We start from the raw sequence: 16,702 nt of genomic DNA, 5'->3' as shown, positions 1-16,702 counted from the left end.
AATCACGCTTTCTTGCGTCCGGTTGCCTTCTTTGGTTACTTGAAGACCGGTTCTTTGAACTGTTCAAGCTTCGCGAGCGAATCGTGCTCGACATCGGCGTGCAGGCTGTTGCCATGGGCGTCCATCGTGACGATCGCGGCGAATCCTTCCGCCTCCAGATGCCACATGGCCTCCGGAATGCCGAACTCGAGGAAATGTACGCCGTTGACGCGCTTGATGCACTCGGCATAATACTGCGCCGCACCGCCGATCGCGTTCAGATAGACGGCCCCGTGCTCCTTGAGCGCCGCCAGCGTCTTCTTGCCCATGCCGCCCTTGCCGATGACGGCGCGGACGCCGAACTTCTTGATGATGTCGCCCTGATACAGCTCCTCGCGCGCGCTCGTCGTCGGACCAGCGGCCTTGACATGCCATTCGCCCTGCTCGTCCTTCAGCATGACCGGACCGCAGTGGTAGATGACCGCGCCGTTCAGATCAACCGGCGAATCGTGGTCGACCAGATATTTGTGCAGCGCATCTCGGCCGGTATGGATTTCGCCGTCGAGGATGACGATGTCGCCGACGCGCAGGCTCCGCACCTGCTCCTCCGTCAGCGGCGTCTTCAGCCGCACTTCGCGGCGCTGTTCCGTCTCCGCAGGCTGCGCGGCCGCCGCTGCCGGCTCTTCGTCCATCGACACTTCGTCACCCCGCGGATACAGCCATTCCTTGATTTCGCCCGACCCGCCGTCGAGCAGCACGCCCTGGCGGCGGAACGCCCAGCAGTTATAGGCGACGGAGACGAAGAAGCTCGCCGGCAGCCGGTTGATGGCGCCGATCTTGCAGCCGAGCAGCGTCACGTTGCCGCCGAAGCCCATCGTGCCGATGCCGAGCTTGTTCGCGGCGTCCATGATATATTCTTCAAGCTGCCGCAGCTCCGGAACCGGGTTCACGTCGTCGACGCGGCGGAACAGCTGCTGCTTCGCCAGCTCGTAGCCGGTCGTCCGGTCACCGCCGATGCCGACGCCGATGAATCCGGCGCTGCACCCTTGCCCTTGCGCCTGATAGACGGCGTGCAGAATGCATTTGCGGATGCCGTCCAGGTCGCGGCCGGCCTTGCCCAGCCCTTCCAGCTCGGTGGGCAGGCTGTACTGGATGTTCTTGTTCTCGCAGCCGCCGCCTTTCAGGATGAGCCGGACTTCGATCTCGTCCCGTTCCCATTGCTCGAAATGGATGACCGGCGTCCCCGGGCCAAGGTTGTCCCCCGAATTGGCGCCAGTCAGCGAATCGACGGAGTTCGTGCGCAGCTTGCCGTCCTTCGTCGCGCGCGCGATCGCGCTGCGGATCTTCTCCTTCATGACGATCTGGTTCGCGCCGACCGGCACGTGCAGGACGAACGTCGGCATGCCGGTGTCCTGGCAGATCGGCGACACGTTGCACTCCGCCATCTGGATGTTGGACGCGATCGTGCTGAGCGACAGCCCCGCCCGCGTCGCGCGGTCCTCCGCTTCCTGCGCCGCCTTGATCGCCCGGCGCACGTCGCCCGGCAGATTGGTCGACGTCTCGACGATCAGCCGGTATATGCTCTCTTCAAATTGTTCGATCATGTACAGCCGGCTCCTCTCTGATCTATGCTCTCCTTCTTATCATACCACATTTGCGCGCATGGGAGTGAAGTCCGGGTGCACAGACCTGCATCAGCCCAGGAACGAAGTATGGTAGAATAGAGGAAGTTGATGATGAGCTGCGAATTCGCGGTGAGGGCGGTCGGGCGGATTGGACAGCTTCGCTTTGTTTGTAACGGAACGGGGGCCGTTAGCGGCATTTAACCGCTTGCGGGAACGACATTAACGGAACGTGGTTTCGTTGGCGATCACTTTCGGACAGTCGACCATGGCGGGCGGCTCCAACGAGCCTGTAACGGCACGAAATGCCGTTATTGGCCTCGCCGGCGCGTACGAGACCACCATTAACGGCACAGAATGCCGTTAATTCGCGCAGTCGACCATGGCGGGCGGCTCCAACGAGCCTGTAACGGCACGAAATGCCGTAATTGGCCTCGCCGGCACCCGCGAGACCGCCATTAACGGCACAGAATGCCGTTAATTCGCGCAGTCGAACACGGCGGGTGGCTCCAACGAGCCTGTAACGGCACGAAATGCCGTAATTGGCCTCGCCGGCACCCGCGAGACCACCATTAACGGCACAGAATGCCGTTAATTCGCGCAGTCGACCATGGCGGGTGGCTCCAACGAGCCTGTAACGGCACGAAATGCCGTAATTGGCCTCGCCGGCACCCGCGAGACCGCCATTAACGGCACAGAATGCCGTTCATCTGCGCCGCCGGACGACCAGCGCCAACCCGCAACCGGTCGCAATTCGCAGCACCATCCGATAGTTCGAACTCGGGGATGAGAAAGGGAGTCGGCGGAAGTGGAGAGTCATTTTCTGGCGTACCTGTACCGTCTGCGCCATATCGAGCGCTGGAGCCTCATGCGCAACACGACGCGCGAGAACGTCGCGGAACATTCCTATCATGTCGCGCTGCTGACGCATCTGCTGTGCGAGATCGGCAACCGCGTCTTCGGCAGGCGGCTGAACGCGGACCGCGCGGCGGCGATGGCGCTGTTCCACGATGCGACCGAAGTGTTCACGGGCGACATTCCGACGCCGGTCAAGCATCACAATCCGCGGATGCTGGACAGCTTCCGCGAGATCGAGGCGCTGGCCGCGGAACGGCTCGCCGCCATGGTGCCCGAGCCGCTCAGGGAAGCGTACGCGCCGCTCCTGACGGGCAAGACGTGGCAACGGAGCGAGTCCGGAGCGGATGCAAGCGGCGGAGAAAATGCAGCACGGGACGTCGACCGGAACGAAGCCGGCAATGGGAACAGCGACGATTCGCAACCCGGTGACGAAATGCGAAACGGCAGCCAATCGCGAAACAGCGAAGATACACAACCCTGTGACGACATGCGGATCAGCAGCCAGTCTCGAAATAGCGAAGATTCCCAGCCCGGCGTCGACATGCGGGTCGGCGACCGGAACGGATCCGTCATAAGAAACATCGACGATACCGACGTGGAACTCCGCAAATATTTGAAAGCCGCCGATCTCCTGGACGCCTATCTGAAATGCACGGTCGAGCTGGCCTCCGGCAACCGGGAATTCGCGGTCGCCTTCCGCCAGATCAAAGCTTCGCTCGACCGGCTGGCGCTGCCCGAGGCGGAATGGTTCCTCGAGCGCTTCGCGCCAAGCTTCAGCAAGACGCTGGACGAGCTGTCCGGCGAGACGTGAGGCGCCCCCCGCATCCGTTGAAATGCATGAAATTCGGCCCCGCAGCGCCTGCCTGGCGCCTCGGGGCCGGCCGCTTCCTCAATCATCGCTCAGATTGGCGTACCGCAGCTCTTCCTGCAGCGCCCGGAGCCGGGCGTGGCGGATGCGGAATTCCCGGATGAACATCCGCCAGCGTTCCTCCCGGCCGGCCGCGCGGTACAGCTTCTCCAGCCGCTTGAGATGCCGGACTGCCGCGCGGTAGCCCTGCCTGCCGCGGGTGCGTACCGACTCGTCCACCGCCCGGTGGAACAGCGGCAGCAGCAGTTCCGGCGCCTCCTTCGCCAGAACGCGGAGATGGCCGGGATCGAGATCCTCCGGCCGGATGCCCATGGCAAGCTGCAGATCGGTCCACTCCCGCATGCGCCCGCGCGACAGATAATGCGCCGACAGCTCGCCGTACGATACGGGCAGCCACTCCCGCATCATCCGGATCCACAGCGGATTGTCCGGCTGCCGCTCGTCTGCCGAACGGCACAGTTTCAGATACGGCTTCAGCACCGCCGCGACACGGGTCAAGCGAAGCTGCTCCTGCAGGAACCGCATCCATCGTTCCAGCGCGGCGAAATCGCCTTCCGCAAGGCAGCGCTCGGCGAACCGCAGGACGAAGGTCGACGTGCGCTCGAACGGCGTCCGCCTCATCGCGTCGATTGCGCCGACATGGTCGCCCGCCTTGCAGCGGAAGAAGGCCAGGGCGGTCAGGACGGCGGACGCGCGCGGTGAAGATGAATGCGCAGTCGTGTCCGCATCGGCAACCTGATCCGCCAGCCGTCCGATCACTTCGCGCTCTTCGCGAACGGCATCCGGCCAGCCGGCGAAGCGGTCCCACCACGCGACATACAGCTCATCCCAGCGCAGCAGTTTAAATGTCTCGTCAAGCGCGGCATTTCGCAGCCGGAGCGCGATGGCGCGCAGCCATCGTTCCTCCGCATCGTTCGCCGGGACGGGTTCCGTCTCGTGCAGCAGCTCCAGCCAATGCTGAACCCACGGCTCGACCGAGCGGGAAAACGACATTTCGTAATAGTAGCGGTTCGACGGGTCCGTCACGGCGTAGGCGTGCTCGGCCTGCTCCAGCACGAGCAGCACGGTCTGAAGCCAATGGAGGCGCCGCATCTCACGCGGCCAATCCCGGGCCTTTCCCTTCGCCTCCAGCAGCACCGGCTGAAGCGGGTGGAGCGAATGGCGGCATTGCTGCCAGACGGCCCCGAACCGTCCGGCGAACCATTCCGCCCACGCCTCCGGGCCGTCCGTCCCGCCGGACACGGCGCCCGCCCCGCCGTCCGCGTCCCCGCGGGCGCCCTCCGTCATCATCCGCAGCACCGCATCCGCATCCCCGCCCGCCGATTCGCAGTAGCGAAAGAAAAGCGCCGCCATATGAACGCAAGCCGCATCCTCCGGACAGGTGCACGTGCTGTACGCCATATCGTCCGCATCGAGCGTGACGGCATACACCGTCCCGTCGTTCACCGCGCCGTACACGGTGTTCATGACGACTTCCATGACCAGGACGCGCCCGCCGCGGTACAGGGCATGCCCTTCCGCCACACGGTCAAGCGGCATGCCGCCGGCCAGCGCCCGCATCAGCTGTTCCGATCGTTCATCTGCCAGCCGAGTCATTGCTTGTCTCCTCTCCGGATGATGCCGTCCGCGGTCGCACCGCCCGATCCGCTGCGCCGCGCCAGCCGGCCTGCCCGGTCATGCGAACAGCCGCGCCAGCCGGCTCCGGATCGCCCACGGCCGCTCTTCCCGGCGCTTGTAGCGGGGAAGCGTGCGATAGAGGGCGGCCGCCTCGTCCAGCGCCCGCCGCGCTTCTTCCCTGCGGCCGAGAGCCTTGTAGATCATGCCCATCCGGTAATAGGCTTCGCAGGAAGAGGAGTGGATCGCCTGCAGTTCGTCGAGCAGCTTCAGCGCTTTCTCCGGCTGATCGCGGTTCACCGCGGCGAGCCGCAGGTACGGCTGACCGTATTTCACCCGCGGATTGATGTCAAGCGCCCGCCGGATCGCGCTCTCGCCTTCCGCCCGGCTGCCGGTGAACAGCAGCGCCGTGCCGAGATCGTCCCAATATTCGGCCGAATGCGCCATCGTCTCCGCCGCCGGCTCGAGCAGCCGCCTCACTTCGCCGTATGCTTTGCGCTCGATGAGCAGATGCGCAAGCTCCATCCGCGCGGACATGTCGTTCGGGTTGAGCGAGAGCTGCTGCTTCAGCTGACGGATCCGCCGCGCCCGCCTGAACGGTTTCACCACGCTCGGGGACAGGCCGACGAATCTGCGGTCCAATATGTAAAGGATGATGATCAGCACGACGATGGCGGCAACCGGGTTGCCAAGCAAAATCCAGAGCAAGCTGAAAATCGCAAATTTACCGAACACGCACGATCCCCTCTTCCCGAATCCGGTTACGGCACTATCTTACCATTCGGCCCACCGGCAGCCAAGGCAAGCGGCGCGATGCATGACGGCCTGCCGTTTATCCCAACCTAAGCATGCGGCGGAACTTTCCGCCGATTCCGACAGCATGCAAGGAGGCGAATGAAATGGCCGGCACGACGCAGATCTTCCCGCCGCAGCACCAGACGCGGCAGCCCGGCACGGAGACCGCCATGCAGCCCCATCCGGAGATCGAGTCGCCGCTCTACAAGCCGGCGGGCAAACTGACCGGCAAAGCCGCCGTCATCACCGGCGGAGACAGCGGCATCGGCCACGCCGCGGCCGTCGCCTTCGCGAAGGAAGGCGCCGATGTGGCGATCATCTACCTGAACGAGCAGCAGGATGCGGACAATGTGAAGCGCCGCATCGAAGAGCTCGGCAGACGCTGTCTGCTGATCGCCGGCGATATCGGCGACGAGGCGTTCTGCAAGCAGGCGATCGACCGGATCGTGCAGACGTTCGGCCGGCTGGACATCGTCGTTAACAACGCGGCCGAGCAGCATCCGCAGCCTGCCCTCACGGACATTACCGCCGGGCAGCTTGAGCGGACCTTCCGCACGAACGTGTTCGGCATGTTCCACCTGACGAAGGCGGCCTTGCCGCATCTGAAAGAAGGCGCGGCGATCATCAACACCGCATCGGTCACCGCCTATGTAGGAAGCCCAACGCTGATCGACTATTCCGCTTCGAAGGGCGCCGTCGTCGCGTTCACCCGCGCGCTGGCCAAAAATCTTGCAGCGCAGGGCATTCGCGTGAACGCCGTCGCGCCCGGGCCGATCTGGACGCCGCTCATTCCGTCCACCTTCGCGGCGGAAGACACGGCGACATTCGGCACCGACACGCCGATGAAGCGGCCCGGTCAACCGTCCGAACTGGCTGCCGCCTACGTCTTTCTCGCCAGCGGCGATTCGACGTACATGACCGGCCAGACGCTCCATCTGAACGGCGGTAAGATCGTGAACGGTTGACGGCCGGCACGTCCGCTTCCGTGCGGATGCATCCGTTTTGTGACGAAAAAAAGTACGACATCCGCCCATGCCGCATATAGTGGTGTGGGTGGTGATCCGAATGAACTTTGCACACCGCGTCCTGAGGCCGGGCGATGTGCTGACGGCTTGCGACAATATGCTGGCCGTGCCGACGGGTTTCCTCGGCCACAGCGCCATCGCCGTCGGCCCGGACGAAATCGTCGAGGCGGTCGTGACGTTTCCTTACGTGCGTCGCGCTCCGGCAGCGGAATTTTTCATGCAGCATCCGAAACACGCGCACTACCGGCCGATTCCGGACTGGCTGGCCGCGGGCAGTGCGCAGTATGCCATCACGTACCATCAGGCTTGCCAGGCCAACTACGCGAAAGGCATCATCGTGCCGCCGTTCTCATTCTCGCCAGCGATACCGCTGGAAGATCCGTGGTCATCCATCTACTGTTCGAAGCTGGTATGGCTCTGCTACTACTACGGGGCCGGTTACCCGCTTTATAACGATTACTTCCTGTTCACGCCGGAAGATCTGGACAGCGTGCTCGGTTCCGATCCCCATTTCGCGCTTGTTTACAAACATCCCGAGTTTCATTTCAAAATCAACACCTGACGCACCAGACGCATGCGGCGGGCGGGGCAAGGACCTATTTTTGCTTGCGGTAGGCGGATTGCCATCCCGCGGATGTCCCCTGCGCATACATTGTCAATGTGCAATTCACCAAATTCCAAAAATCAGTGAAGGAGTGTATGGGACATGGCGGATTATGGCAATTTGGGCGCAGCGGGAGCTGCGGGATTCGGCGCGGACGTTCACATCGGAGCCGGTGCGGCGGGCGCGATCGGACACCATCCTTACGCGTCCGTTCATCCGGGAATGTACGGCATGGCCGGAACCGATCATCATCACCATTGCGTACCGAAGAAGCGCTACCCGGATACCGGCACCATTCTCGTTCTCTTCATTCTGCTCGTCATCATTCTTCGCACATCCCGCCTGTAACGGCCGAACGCCGTTAAAGGCCCCGGCAAAAGCAGCGCCCCGGACCGCAAGGTTCGGGGCGCTTCGCTGTCTTTCGGGCGCTTGTCCCGAACGACTGCAAGACGCAATAAAAAACCTCCTTCCACTCCGTGAAGGAGCGAACAGAAGGTTCCTTGTATCAGATGCGCTATATTTTGAGCTCCCCGAGCTTGATCAGCTCCACAACCGCTTGAGAACGGCCTTGGACGTTGAGCTTCTGCATGACATTCGATATATGATTCCGCACAGTCTTTTCGCTGATGAACAGCTGTTGTGCTATGTCGCGCGTCGTCTTGTCCTGAACAAGGAGTTCGAATACTTCCCGCTCGCGATGCGTCAAAAGAAATTTGTTTTTGTGCTCGCTGCCCTTCAAGTTGTCACCCCTCCTTGCCTGTAATGTGATGGTTTAACAAGGTTAAGGGATACAGTCAACTTATCTTATGAATTGCGGGAACATGTGGTGCGGCAAGCGGCAGAAATGGGCTGAGCGGCGCGCTTTTTCAGGCGTCTATTCATCAGGCGGAAAGGAAATGCGGAAGAAAAGACGTGTCCGGATTGAACGAAGAATGCAAAACCTGGGCCGCCCACAAGCAAAAACGGCTGGCGCCGTCCTACCGGGAGGCGCGTCCGTTTTGCGTTGAAAGATAAGCCGATGTTAAGCGTGAAACTTATAAATCCTTATCTTTTCAGAAAAGACGCTTCACCTTGCGAAGACGGCGCAAGCGCGAAGCGTCTTTTTCGATTCCATGTCAGATTGATTTCCCGCTCCGGACCATCCGGACGGCCATGTATGGCCGGCGCGGAAGCTTGATGCTGAACGCGCCTTCATACAGGCCGGGCAATTCCTCGATCGTCATGTTCCAAGTGTCGATGACGGACACTTTCCAGGTGATGCCCGGTTTCAGGCGGAACTCGCGGAATGCCGGACGATTGAATCCGAAATAGTACAGACGGTATTCATCCTCCACTCCCGCGCACGGCAAATCCCAGTCGGACGGGAGCGGGTTCAGCTCGCCCTGCGGCGCTTCTTCCATAAACCTCCTTGCAAAGGCGATGCGGGCCGGGCTGTCGCCGACCAGTCTGCCTCCCTTCGACCACCACAGCACTTCTTCCGGATTCAGATACGTTTCACCGTGGCCGAGGTAGCCGCCCCGCACGGTTGCCTCCCAGAACCGCCGCACCAGTTCTTCGCCCGTGATGTTCCCCCATCCCTGGTCGATGTCGCCTTCATAGCCGCATTCGTCGATCACGATCGGTTTCTGCCACTTTTTGCGCCAATCCGTCGTCGCTTCCGACGTCTTGTAAACATCGATGCGCTGGATGCTGCAGTGGGTGACCCACGGTTTGCTGTGGTCATAAAATTCCAGACAGTTGTGCACGGAGAGCAGATGACCGTACGGATCGTTCTCCGTCACGATGCGGGCGAACCGCTCCCAATCCTCCGGATCTTTCGCCCACATCAGGTCGTATTCGTTGGCCAGAGACCACCAGACGTTACGGTAAGCGGCCAGCCGGGCCGTGATGTAGCGCAGATACCGGTTGTCCGCATCGGCCGGCATTTCCGTGAATCCCCAGCGGTCGTACGGGTGAAACAGGATCAAATCCGCCTCGATTCCTAGCCGCCCCAAGTCCGCAATCCGCTGCTCCAGATGACGGAAGTACGCCGGATTGAATCGGGTGAAATCCCACCCTTCCTCCGCCGAACCTTCGAACGGGTACAAGGGAGGCTCGTTCGTATTGTACAAATACGACTTCGGAAACACGCACATTCGGAGCTTGTTGAAAGGTGACGCTTTCAGCGATGCCAGCGTCTGTTCCTCCAGATCCGCCCCCTGATGCGTCCAGGCGTAGCAGGTCGTGCCGACGGGGTGGTAGATCGTCCCGTTTTCGTAGGCGAAGTGGTACGTGTTCTTCACACGAACCGGACCGTGGTTGCCTGCAGACGGCGACACGCACAGGAACCGGCCTTCCAGTCCGTCGAGCGAACGGGCGTTGCTCACCGTTCGGTAGCGCCAGCCGCCTTCAGCGTCCGGCATGAAGCGAATGCGGTAAACGCCGTCTCCGTCATAGAAACCAGGCACCTTGACGATCCGTTTCGTCTGACCCCCGCCGTCTCCCTCAAAGGCAAACTCCGCCCCGAGCTGCACGTCTGTGAACGGGTTGCCCGCCTTCGGTCCGTGCAGCTCCAGTTCGAACACGCCCCATTTCTCCGCCTGTTCGGGACCGAGGATAACTGCCGAAGCCGCTTCGGCAGGATCGTCGTAAACGCGGCCGGCATCTTTCGTCTGGCCGTCACGCGCCTCCGCTTCCGGCAAGGCTTCGAGTTCCCCGAGCACGCGATCGAGCCATGAAGGGTCGGCATGCGAACTTGCCGCGTAATCGGCCAGCGTCATGTTTTTGTAAATGAAAGAGAGGTGCGGCGTCCGCGTCAATTCCGGAACGTGCCTGGCAAGCACCTCCCGGGCCGCCCGTTTCAGCCACAGCCGTCCGATTTTTTGCTCCTTGGTCACCAACATCTCTTCGCTCCTCCCGAAGGATTGATCACCGCGCAGTAAGTCTCGGCCTCGCCCGCGCCCGACCGGGTCATCCCTTGACGGCCCCGACCATGCCGGAGATCAGGTATTTTTGGAAAAAGACATAGACGAACATGACCGGAATGATGGACAGCAGCACCCCGGCGTTGAGCAGCGTGTAGTCGGTGGAATGCTGGCCCTGGAACGTCAGCAGTCCCGCGGTGACCGGCTGCATCGACTCCTTCGTGATGAAGATCTGGGCAAGCAAGAATTCGTTCCACGTCGCCAGGAAGTCCAGGATGAACAGGGTGGCGATGGCGGGCATGGCGATCGGCACGATGATGCGGAAAAATTTGCCGAGCTCCCCGCAACCGTCAATTACCGCCGCCTCATCCAACTCCCGGGGAATGGCCAGCATGAATCCGCGCAACACGAGAATGCCGAACGGAATGCCGAACCCGAGATAGATGAACATGATGCCGGGATACGTGTTGTTCAGGCCGACGGCGTTCAGCATCATGTTGAGCGGTACCAGGGTGGCCTGCATCGGCACCATCATGCCGATCAGAATGAACACGAACATGCCCGTCGACCATTTGAAGCGGAGCCGGGTCAGGGCGAAGGCGGCCAGGGCGTTGACCAGAATACCGAGCGGAACTTTGACCACGGAGATAAGCAGACTGTTCCCCATATATTTCTTGATCCGCTCCCAGGCGTCCGCAAAATTGCCCCACATAAACTCCCTGGGAAACGAATGGAAGGAGTGGGCATTCAAATCGGCGTTGGACTTCAAGGCCGTAAACGCCACAAATACGATCGGAAGAATAAAGAAAACCGCCAGTACGATCAGAATCAAATAGAGCAACCCATTGGAAACCTTTCGTTTCAACGAAGCTTCCATCCGGTCTCACCTGCCTTTCCCGCAATCAAAGGTACGATCGTCTGCTGATGAAGATCACGTAGGGGACGATGACGACCATGCAGATGAAAATCAGATACCAGGAAATCGCGGAACCGATCCCGATGTAGTTGTACTTGAAGGTTTGATAATACATCCAGGAAGACAGCACCTGCGTGCTGTTCGCCGGTCCCCCGGCCGTCATGCCGTAAATGATGTCGTACACCTTCATGGCGCCAACCATGGTGGTCGCGAATACGATGACGAACGTGTCGCGAAGCAGGGGGAGGGTAATGTATCGGAACGTTTGGAAAGGATTGGCTCCGTCGATGATGGCCGCTTCATACGGATCCCGCGGGATCGTTTGCAGCCCGGCCAGAAACAGCACCATCGGCAGCCCTGCGCCTTGCCAGACCGCGGCGATGAAAATGGCATACAGGGCGGTCTTGGGATCGGAAAGCCAGGGCGCGGCCCACTCTTCCAAGCCGATCTTTTCCAGAAAGAAGGTCACAAAGCCTTTGGATGGATGGTACATCCAGCTCCAGACGATGGCGACCACGATGCCTGACAGCACGTACGGATAATAAAAAACGCTGCGGAAAAACACGCGGCCTTTCAATTGCCGGTTCAGGATCAGGGCGAACACCAGTCCCAGTCCGATCATGATCGTCATGCTACCGGCCAGCCAGATCAGATTGTTCTTCAAGGCCGTTTGAAAGACGGAATCTTGCGTGATCAGATTGATGTAATTTTGGAGCCCGACAAATTTCCTGTCGGCCGATACGCCGTTCCAGTCGTAAAAGCTGAGAAACAGACTGTACAGGGACGGAAAAACGATCACCGCCAGATAAATGAACAAGGCGGGAAACAAAAACAGCCAGGGCGTGATGTTGGCTCGAAGTCTCATGGCTGACCCCTTTCCCGACGCGGAAAAGGGAAAGCGATCAATGGATGATCGCTTTTCCCGTTCCACATCATTGAATTGCGGATTTGCATTACGGGTTGTTGGCTTTGTATTGATCCGCCGCTTTCTGCATTTCCGCCGCGGCTTGCTCGGGCGTCAGCGCGTTCAGAATGACCGCGTCCGTCACTTCGAACAGCTTGTCGACGACCTCCTGCGGCAACGCCTGGTCGGTGATCAGGAAGTTGCCCGCGCTGACTTCTTCCGCCATCAGCTTCACGTGCGGAGCCGCTTCGGTGGAAGCAAAGTCGCTGAGCGCCGGCGCGCCGTAATCGTTGATGTATTTGTTGACGACGTCAGGGCTCGTGATGTATTCCGCCAGTTTGACGGCGGCTTCCTGTTTTTCCGGCGTCGTTTCGGCGCTGATCTGGAACCCTTCCAGGAAGCTGGACATCCTTGCGGCGCCTTGTTCGTTCGGGAATTTGAAGAACAGGTAGTTGTTCGGGTCATAGCCGTTCGAGGACAGCGTCTGGTCGAACCAGGTGCCTTCCAGCGCGTATCCGCCCTCGGAATACATATACATTTCCGCTTCTTCCGGGGCCATCGTGATGAAGCCCTTCGTAAACCAGCCTTTGTCGTTCCATTCCTTCAGCTTGGCCAGGGCGCTGACCACCGCCGGATCCGTCCAGGAAGCTTCCAGCGCGTTCAACTGATCGTGCAGTTCGGGGCCGGCGAAGTGCTCGATCAGCTGCTCCGTCCAGCGCATCAGCATCCATCCGCCCTTGCCGCCGACCGGCAGCGGCGTAATGCCGTCTTCTGCCATTTTCGCCATGTGGCTTTCCAATTCCGCCAACGTCGCCGGCGCCTGGAAGCCGTAGCCGTCATACAGGTCCTTCTTCACGAAGACGCCGAGCGAGGCGAGGTGGAACGGAACCATGTAGATCTTGCCTTCATATTTGGCCAGTTCGAGCGCCGCGGGATTGTAAACGGACTCCCAACTGTGGTCTGCGGCAACTTGCGTCAGATCCATGGCCAGGCCGTTCTTCGAATAGAACGATGCGAAGGAGCCGCCCCAGTTGAACCAGATGTCCGGAAGCGTCCGTGAAGACGCCGCAACTTTCAACGATTCCTTGATCGGGTCGGTATTGAACGTGCTCACCTCGACGGTGATGTTCGGATTTTCCTGTTGAAACTCCTTGATGATCGGATCGAGATACACCATCTGGTCATCCAGTCCCCAGAAGGAGATGGTGACCTTGTCTCCGGAAGGCGCGCTTTGCCCCTGGTTGCCGGACTGGCTGCCGGAACCGGAACTGCTTCCTCCGGAGTCGGACTTGCCGCCGGACGAATTGCTGTTGCCGCCGCACGCTGCGAGGAACACCAGGGCGAAAACCAGAACGAGCGACGACCACTTGCGCGCTTTTCTCATCTCACATACCCCTCCATGCTGATCGGTTGGTTGAAAAACAGGCGGCCAGACGGCATGCCCGTTCTTCTGATTCCAACTATACCGGGGACGGCCGGGCGATTATAGAAACCGGAACGGCCATTTTGTACGCTTATTTGCCTTTTTCCGGGGTGGACAGGCGGACGGGAGGTTGGCTTTTTGACATTTCCTATATTTTTTTGCACCCGTCCGCAGGCGGTCATTGGTTGCGATACTCGAGCGGGGTCATCCCGACGCGTTCCTTGAACAGTTTGCTGAAATAGTGGGGATTCGTGTACCCCAGCTTTTCGGCGATTTCGTACACTTTCAGATTCGTTTCCCTGAGCAGTTTCTTGGAATATTCCGTCTTGTTGCGAATGACGTAATCGCTGAAGCTTTCCCCCACTTCCTTGAGAAAAATGCGGCTCAGATAACTCGGGCTGATGGCGATCGTCTCGGCCACTTTCGCCAGGGACACGTCCTCCAGCAAATGCCGGTCCACATATTCTTTGGCCAATCGGACGTGCAGGGAGTGAAACTGCTGGTTGGCCGGACAATTCAGCTCGGCTTCCAGATAGGCTTTGGGAATTTGATCGAGTCGCCCGTAAACGGAGCTGCAGGAGATGACCAGCGGCACGTTCAGCAACTCGAACACCCGCTGCCGCAGTTTGTCCACGTAGGCGTCCCGCGCTTCCTTCCCTTCCGCGCCCGTGCCGGCGACGGCCGGCGCAAGCCAGATGATTTCCCGGTGATTGCGGTGAAAGACGAAGCCTCCCCACTCCCTGGAAGCGTATTCATCTATCACGCAGCGGATGGACAGAAACTTCATCCTGTCCGTTTCCGCAACACCGCTTGCCGCGTCATCCCGCACCCGGAAAGTGGTCAGCCAGACGCCTCTGCTGCGGTACGGTTCTTCCAGCAGTTCGGGCACAATGATGCGGGCCGGATAGGTATATTTGTCCAGCAAAGACAACAAGAAAGCATTGATTTTCTCTTCCATTAATTGAGGAGGCTGGCATTGCATCGTCCGCTCCAGTTGCTCAACCGCTTTCTGCAGCGTCTCTTCCACTTCCCGTTCATCCATCGTCGGCTTGTGCAGATAGTTGACGGCGCCGAGGCGGACCGCTTCTTTAACGTAGGGAAAGTTGTCGTAGCTGCTCAGAAAGATGAGGGCGATCGACGGATTCCGTCTTTTGATTTCGTCCGCCAGCGCAAGTCCGTCCATGCCCGGCATGCGGATGTCGGTCATGACGATATGAATGTCCTCGTCAGCCAGAATGCCCAGCGCTTCTTCGCCGTTGGATGCTTCCGCCTTCCAGCAGACATTCAGGTTCTCCCAATGGATCATGTAGCGCAGCCCCATGCGGACAATCGGTTCATCCTCCACGACCATCAAATTCCACATGCGAATCCCTCCCTTGGGCGATCTGTTGGTAAGGCAACCGGATGCGGACGCACAGGCCCGGTCCGTCCGGTTTGACCAGTGAAACGCCGTATTGCATGCCAAATCTGAGCCGGATGCGTTCGTTGACATTCCGGAGGCCCACATGATTGTCCTTGCCCCGGTCATTGAGCAGGGATGCCATCTGCTCATCGGTCACGCCGATGCCGTCGTCCGCCACTTCGATGGTCAGCACCCGGTCGCTGCCCAGACGGGCGGACACGGTGATGTTCAGCTCCCGGTTCAATCCTTTGGAGGCATGGAAAATGGCATTTTCCAGCACGGGCTGAAGCAGCATCGGGGGCATGCTCGCGTCCGTGACCTCCTCGGGAATGCGCCAGTGGATGACAAACATGTTCGTGTAGCGCAAATCCATCAGTCGGGCATAGCTTCGCAGCAAAGCGATCTCTTCGCGCAAGGGAACCAGATCATCGTTGTATTGGATAATGGCCTTCAACAGTTTGTTGAGGGATTGGATCAGCCGGGCGATCTGGCTGTTCTGCTGCAGAATCGCCAGCATGCGGATCGAATTCAGCGTGTTGTACAGAAAATGCGGCTGAATGCGGGCGCGTTGCGCATACAGTTCCGCATGTCGTTTCTGGCGCTCTTTCTCCTCGATCGACTGGACCATTTCCTCCAATCGTTTGACCATGCGGGAAAAATTGAGATACAGCTGGCCGATTTCATCTTTCTGCTTCAAAATTCCCGGCGCGACGAAATTTCCGAGCTCCACTTCCCGCATGACCCGGATCAATCTCCGGATCGGAGTGGACAACCCCTTCGCCAGCCAGAAGGAGACAAAGGCGGCAGCCAGAATCAAGATCGCCGCCGTCAAAAAGGTGAATCTCCGAAACGCATAGATGCCCTGGAACAGTTTGTCGCGGTCCTGCCCCAAATAAAGCGTCCAGCCCAGGTAATCGCTGTAATCGGTTACACCGCTGAAGTTTTTGTTCTCCAGTTCCCACGTTCCCTTGGCCGTCTGAACCGCCAGGGCAGGCAGATCATCCTCGGAAGCCTCCCCGGAAAGATAAACCGGTTTGCCTTCCGCATCCGTCACCGCGATGTAGGCATCCTGAAGCTCGGTGGCTTTGACGATCTTGCCGATAAATTCCGGGGAGATGTGAATCGCCAGAACCGCCAGCGGGTTCAGCTTGTCGTCCACGATCGTCCTGGCGCCGGTAATGGCCAGGAAGGAATCCTGGCTGAAATGGCGGACTTCATGCAGACCGGTGACGACAAACCGCCCTTTTCCTTTCAGCGCTTTCACATACCACGACTCCTGGAACACCGGCCAATTTTCGTTAATCTGCGAGGTTCCGCTTATGCGATAGCCGCTTCCCCTTCCGTTCATGTCATAGAGCACCATCCCCCGGATCGAAGAGTGGATCGACGGGTATGCGCTCATGAGGCGGAGCAGCTTTTTTTGCGCGTTCACATAGGCATAGTCCCATTCATCGACGGGCAGCGGAGTCTGCAGAAATTCGAAGGCCTCGGGCGTATAGTAGGGCAGCAGCGTGAAGCGGTCAAAGTCGTTGACTTGCCGCTCGATGGAGCCCAGCAATTGATTCGCGATCACCTGAAGGTCCCGCTCGCCTTGATGTTCCAGCATTTGCGCCGACATCCGGTAGGCGTTCATGCCGAGCAGAAGCGCGGGAATGCTGCCGATGGCGGCGAAGAGGAGAAACAGTTTTTTCATGTAGGAGAGCCTGTTCCATATTCCGCTCATAGAACCACGCCCCAGATATGAACCGTTTTGACCGATCCGTTGAAAGACGACGGTGACGGACTTCGA

The 16,702-nt window shown here is 59.7% G+C and carries 14 protein-coding genes and 1 pseudogene; 5 read left to right on the top strand and 10 right to left on the bottom strand.

What is annotated here, in order from left to right; all coding sequences use genetic code 11:
• Nucleotides 1-35: 35 nt before the first annotated feature.
• The gene (locus THECO_RS06295) at nt 36-1,583 is read right to left on the bottom strand and encodes a fumarate hydratase (protein ID WP_015254217.1); all 1,548 of its coding nucleotides are present in this window, start codon (nt 1,581-1,583) and stop codon (nt 36-38) included.
• A gap of 826 nt (nt 1,584-2,409) precedes the next feature.
• Between THECO_RS06295 and yfbR the strand changes: the two are divergent.
• A pseudogene (yfbR, locus tag THECO_RS22235) lies at nt 2,410-2,793 on the top strand (5'-deoxynucleotidase); the annotation flags it as partial.
• Nucleotides 2,794-2,892: 99 nt separating this feature from the next.
• The gene (locus tag THECO_RS22695) at nt 2,893-3,270 is read left to right on the top strand and encodes a YfbR-like 5'-deoxynucleotidase (RefSeq protein WP_408646078.1); all 378 of its coding nucleotides are present in this window, start codon (nt 2,893-2,895) and stop codon (nt 3,268-3,270) included.
• A 78-nt stretch (nt 3,271-3,348) separates the two neighbouring features.
• On the opposite strand, the gene THECO_RS06280 is transcribed toward THECO_RS22695, so the two are convergent.
• On the bottom strand, nt 3,349-4,923 hold the full coding sequence (locus tag THECO_RS06280) for an SWIM zinc finger family protein (RefSeq protein WP_015254215.1): 1,575 nt from the start codon (nt 4,921-4,923) through the stop codon (nt 3,349-3,351).
• 78 nt (nt 4,924-5,001) lie between these two features.
• A complete protein-coding gene (locus tag THECO_RS06275; RefSeq protein ID WP_015254214.1) occupies nt 5,002-5,676 on the bottom strand; it encodes a tetratricopeptide repeat protein in 675 nt (224 codons plus the stop codon).
• A gap of 164 nt (nt 5,677-5,840) precedes the next feature.
• Here THECO_RS06275 and THECO_RS06270 point away from each other — a divergent pair, with 164 nt between their 5' ends.
• The 3 genes from THECO_RS06270 to THECO_RS06260 all read left to right on the top strand — a co-directional run bounded on the left by THECO_RS06270 (nt 5,841) and on the right by THECO_RS06260 (nt 7,713).
• Nucleotides 5,841-6,701: an SDR family oxidoreductase gene (locus THECO_RS06270; protein WP_015254213.1), complete on the top strand. Its 861-nt coding sequence runs from the start codon at nt 5,841-5,843 to the stop codon at nt 6,699-6,701.
• Between the two features lie 100 nt (nt 6,702-6,801).
• The gene (locus tag THECO_RS06265; protein WP_015254212.1) at nt 6,802-7,323 is read left to right on the top strand and encodes a hypothetical protein; all 522 of its coding nucleotides are present in this window, start codon (nt 6,802-6,804) and stop codon (nt 7,321-7,323) included.
• A gap of 144 nt (nt 7,324-7,467) precedes the next feature.
• On the top strand, nt 7,468-7,713 hold the full coding sequence (locus tag THECO_RS06260; RefSeq protein ID WP_015254211.1) for a hypothetical protein: 246 nt from the start codon (nt 7,468-7,470) through the stop codon (nt 7,711-7,713).
• Between the two features lie 166 nt (nt 7,714-7,879).
• On the opposite strand, the gene THECO_RS06255 is transcribed toward THECO_RS06260, so the two are convergent.
• The 7 genes from THECO_RS06255 to THECO_RS06225 form a co-directional block, all read right to left on the bottom strand.
• The gene (locus THECO_RS06255) at nt 7,880-8,104 is read right to left on the bottom strand and encodes a helix-turn-helix domain-containing protein (RefSeq protein ID WP_015254210.1); all 225 of its coding nucleotides are present in this window, start codon (nt 8,102-8,104) and stop codon (nt 7,880-7,882) included.
• A gap of 376 nt (nt 8,105-8,480) precedes the next feature.
• A complete protein-coding gene (locus THECO_RS06250) occupies nt 8,481-10,247 on the bottom strand; it encodes a DUF5605 domain-containing protein (RefSeq protein WP_015254209.1) in 1,767 nt (588 codons plus the stop codon).
• A 67-nt stretch (nt 10,248-10,314) separates the two neighbouring features.
• Nucleotides 10,315-11,145 (bottom strand): carbohydrate ABC transporter permease, encoded by an 831-nt coding sequence (locus tag THECO_RS06245; RefSeq protein WP_015254208.1) that lies wholly within the window; start codon nt 11,143-11,145, stop codon nt 10,315-10,317.
• A 25-nt stretch (nt 11,146-11,170) separates the two neighbouring features.
• Entirely contained in the window at nt 11,171-12,049 is an 879-nt protein-coding gene (locus tag THECO_RS06240) for a carbohydrate ABC transporter permease (protein ID WP_015254207.1), read from the bottom strand.
• Nucleotides 12,050-12,137: 88 nt separating this feature from the next.
• Entirely contained in the window at nt 12,138-13,472 is a 1,335-nt protein-coding gene (locus tag THECO_RS06235; RefSeq protein ID WP_015254206.1) for an ABC transporter substrate-binding protein, read from the bottom strand.
• Between the two features lie 217 nt (nt 13,473-13,689).
• Entirely contained in the window at nt 13,690-14,874 is a 1,185-nt protein-coding gene (locus THECO_RS06230) for a response regulator (protein WP_015254205.1), read from the bottom strand.
• Nucleotides 14,846-16,606, bottom strand: coding sequence for a cache domain-containing sensor histidine kinase (locus tag THECO_RS06225; protein WP_015254204.1), 1,761 nt, complete (start codon nt 16,604-16,606; stop codon nt 14,846-14,848). Before THECO_RS06225 ends, THECO_RS06230 begins: the two co-directional genes overlap by 29 nt.
• Between the last annotated feature and the right edge of the window lie 96 nt (nt 16,607-16,702).

The sequence above is a fragment of the Thermobacillus composti KWC4 genome, assembly GCF_000227705.2.
Classification (GTDB): Bacteria; Bacillota; Bacilli; order Paenibacillales; family Paenibacillaceae; genus Thermobacillus; species Thermobacillus xylanilyticus.
Note: the sequence above shows the minus strand (reverse complement) of the source record. Positions and strands in the feature narration are given on the sequence as shown.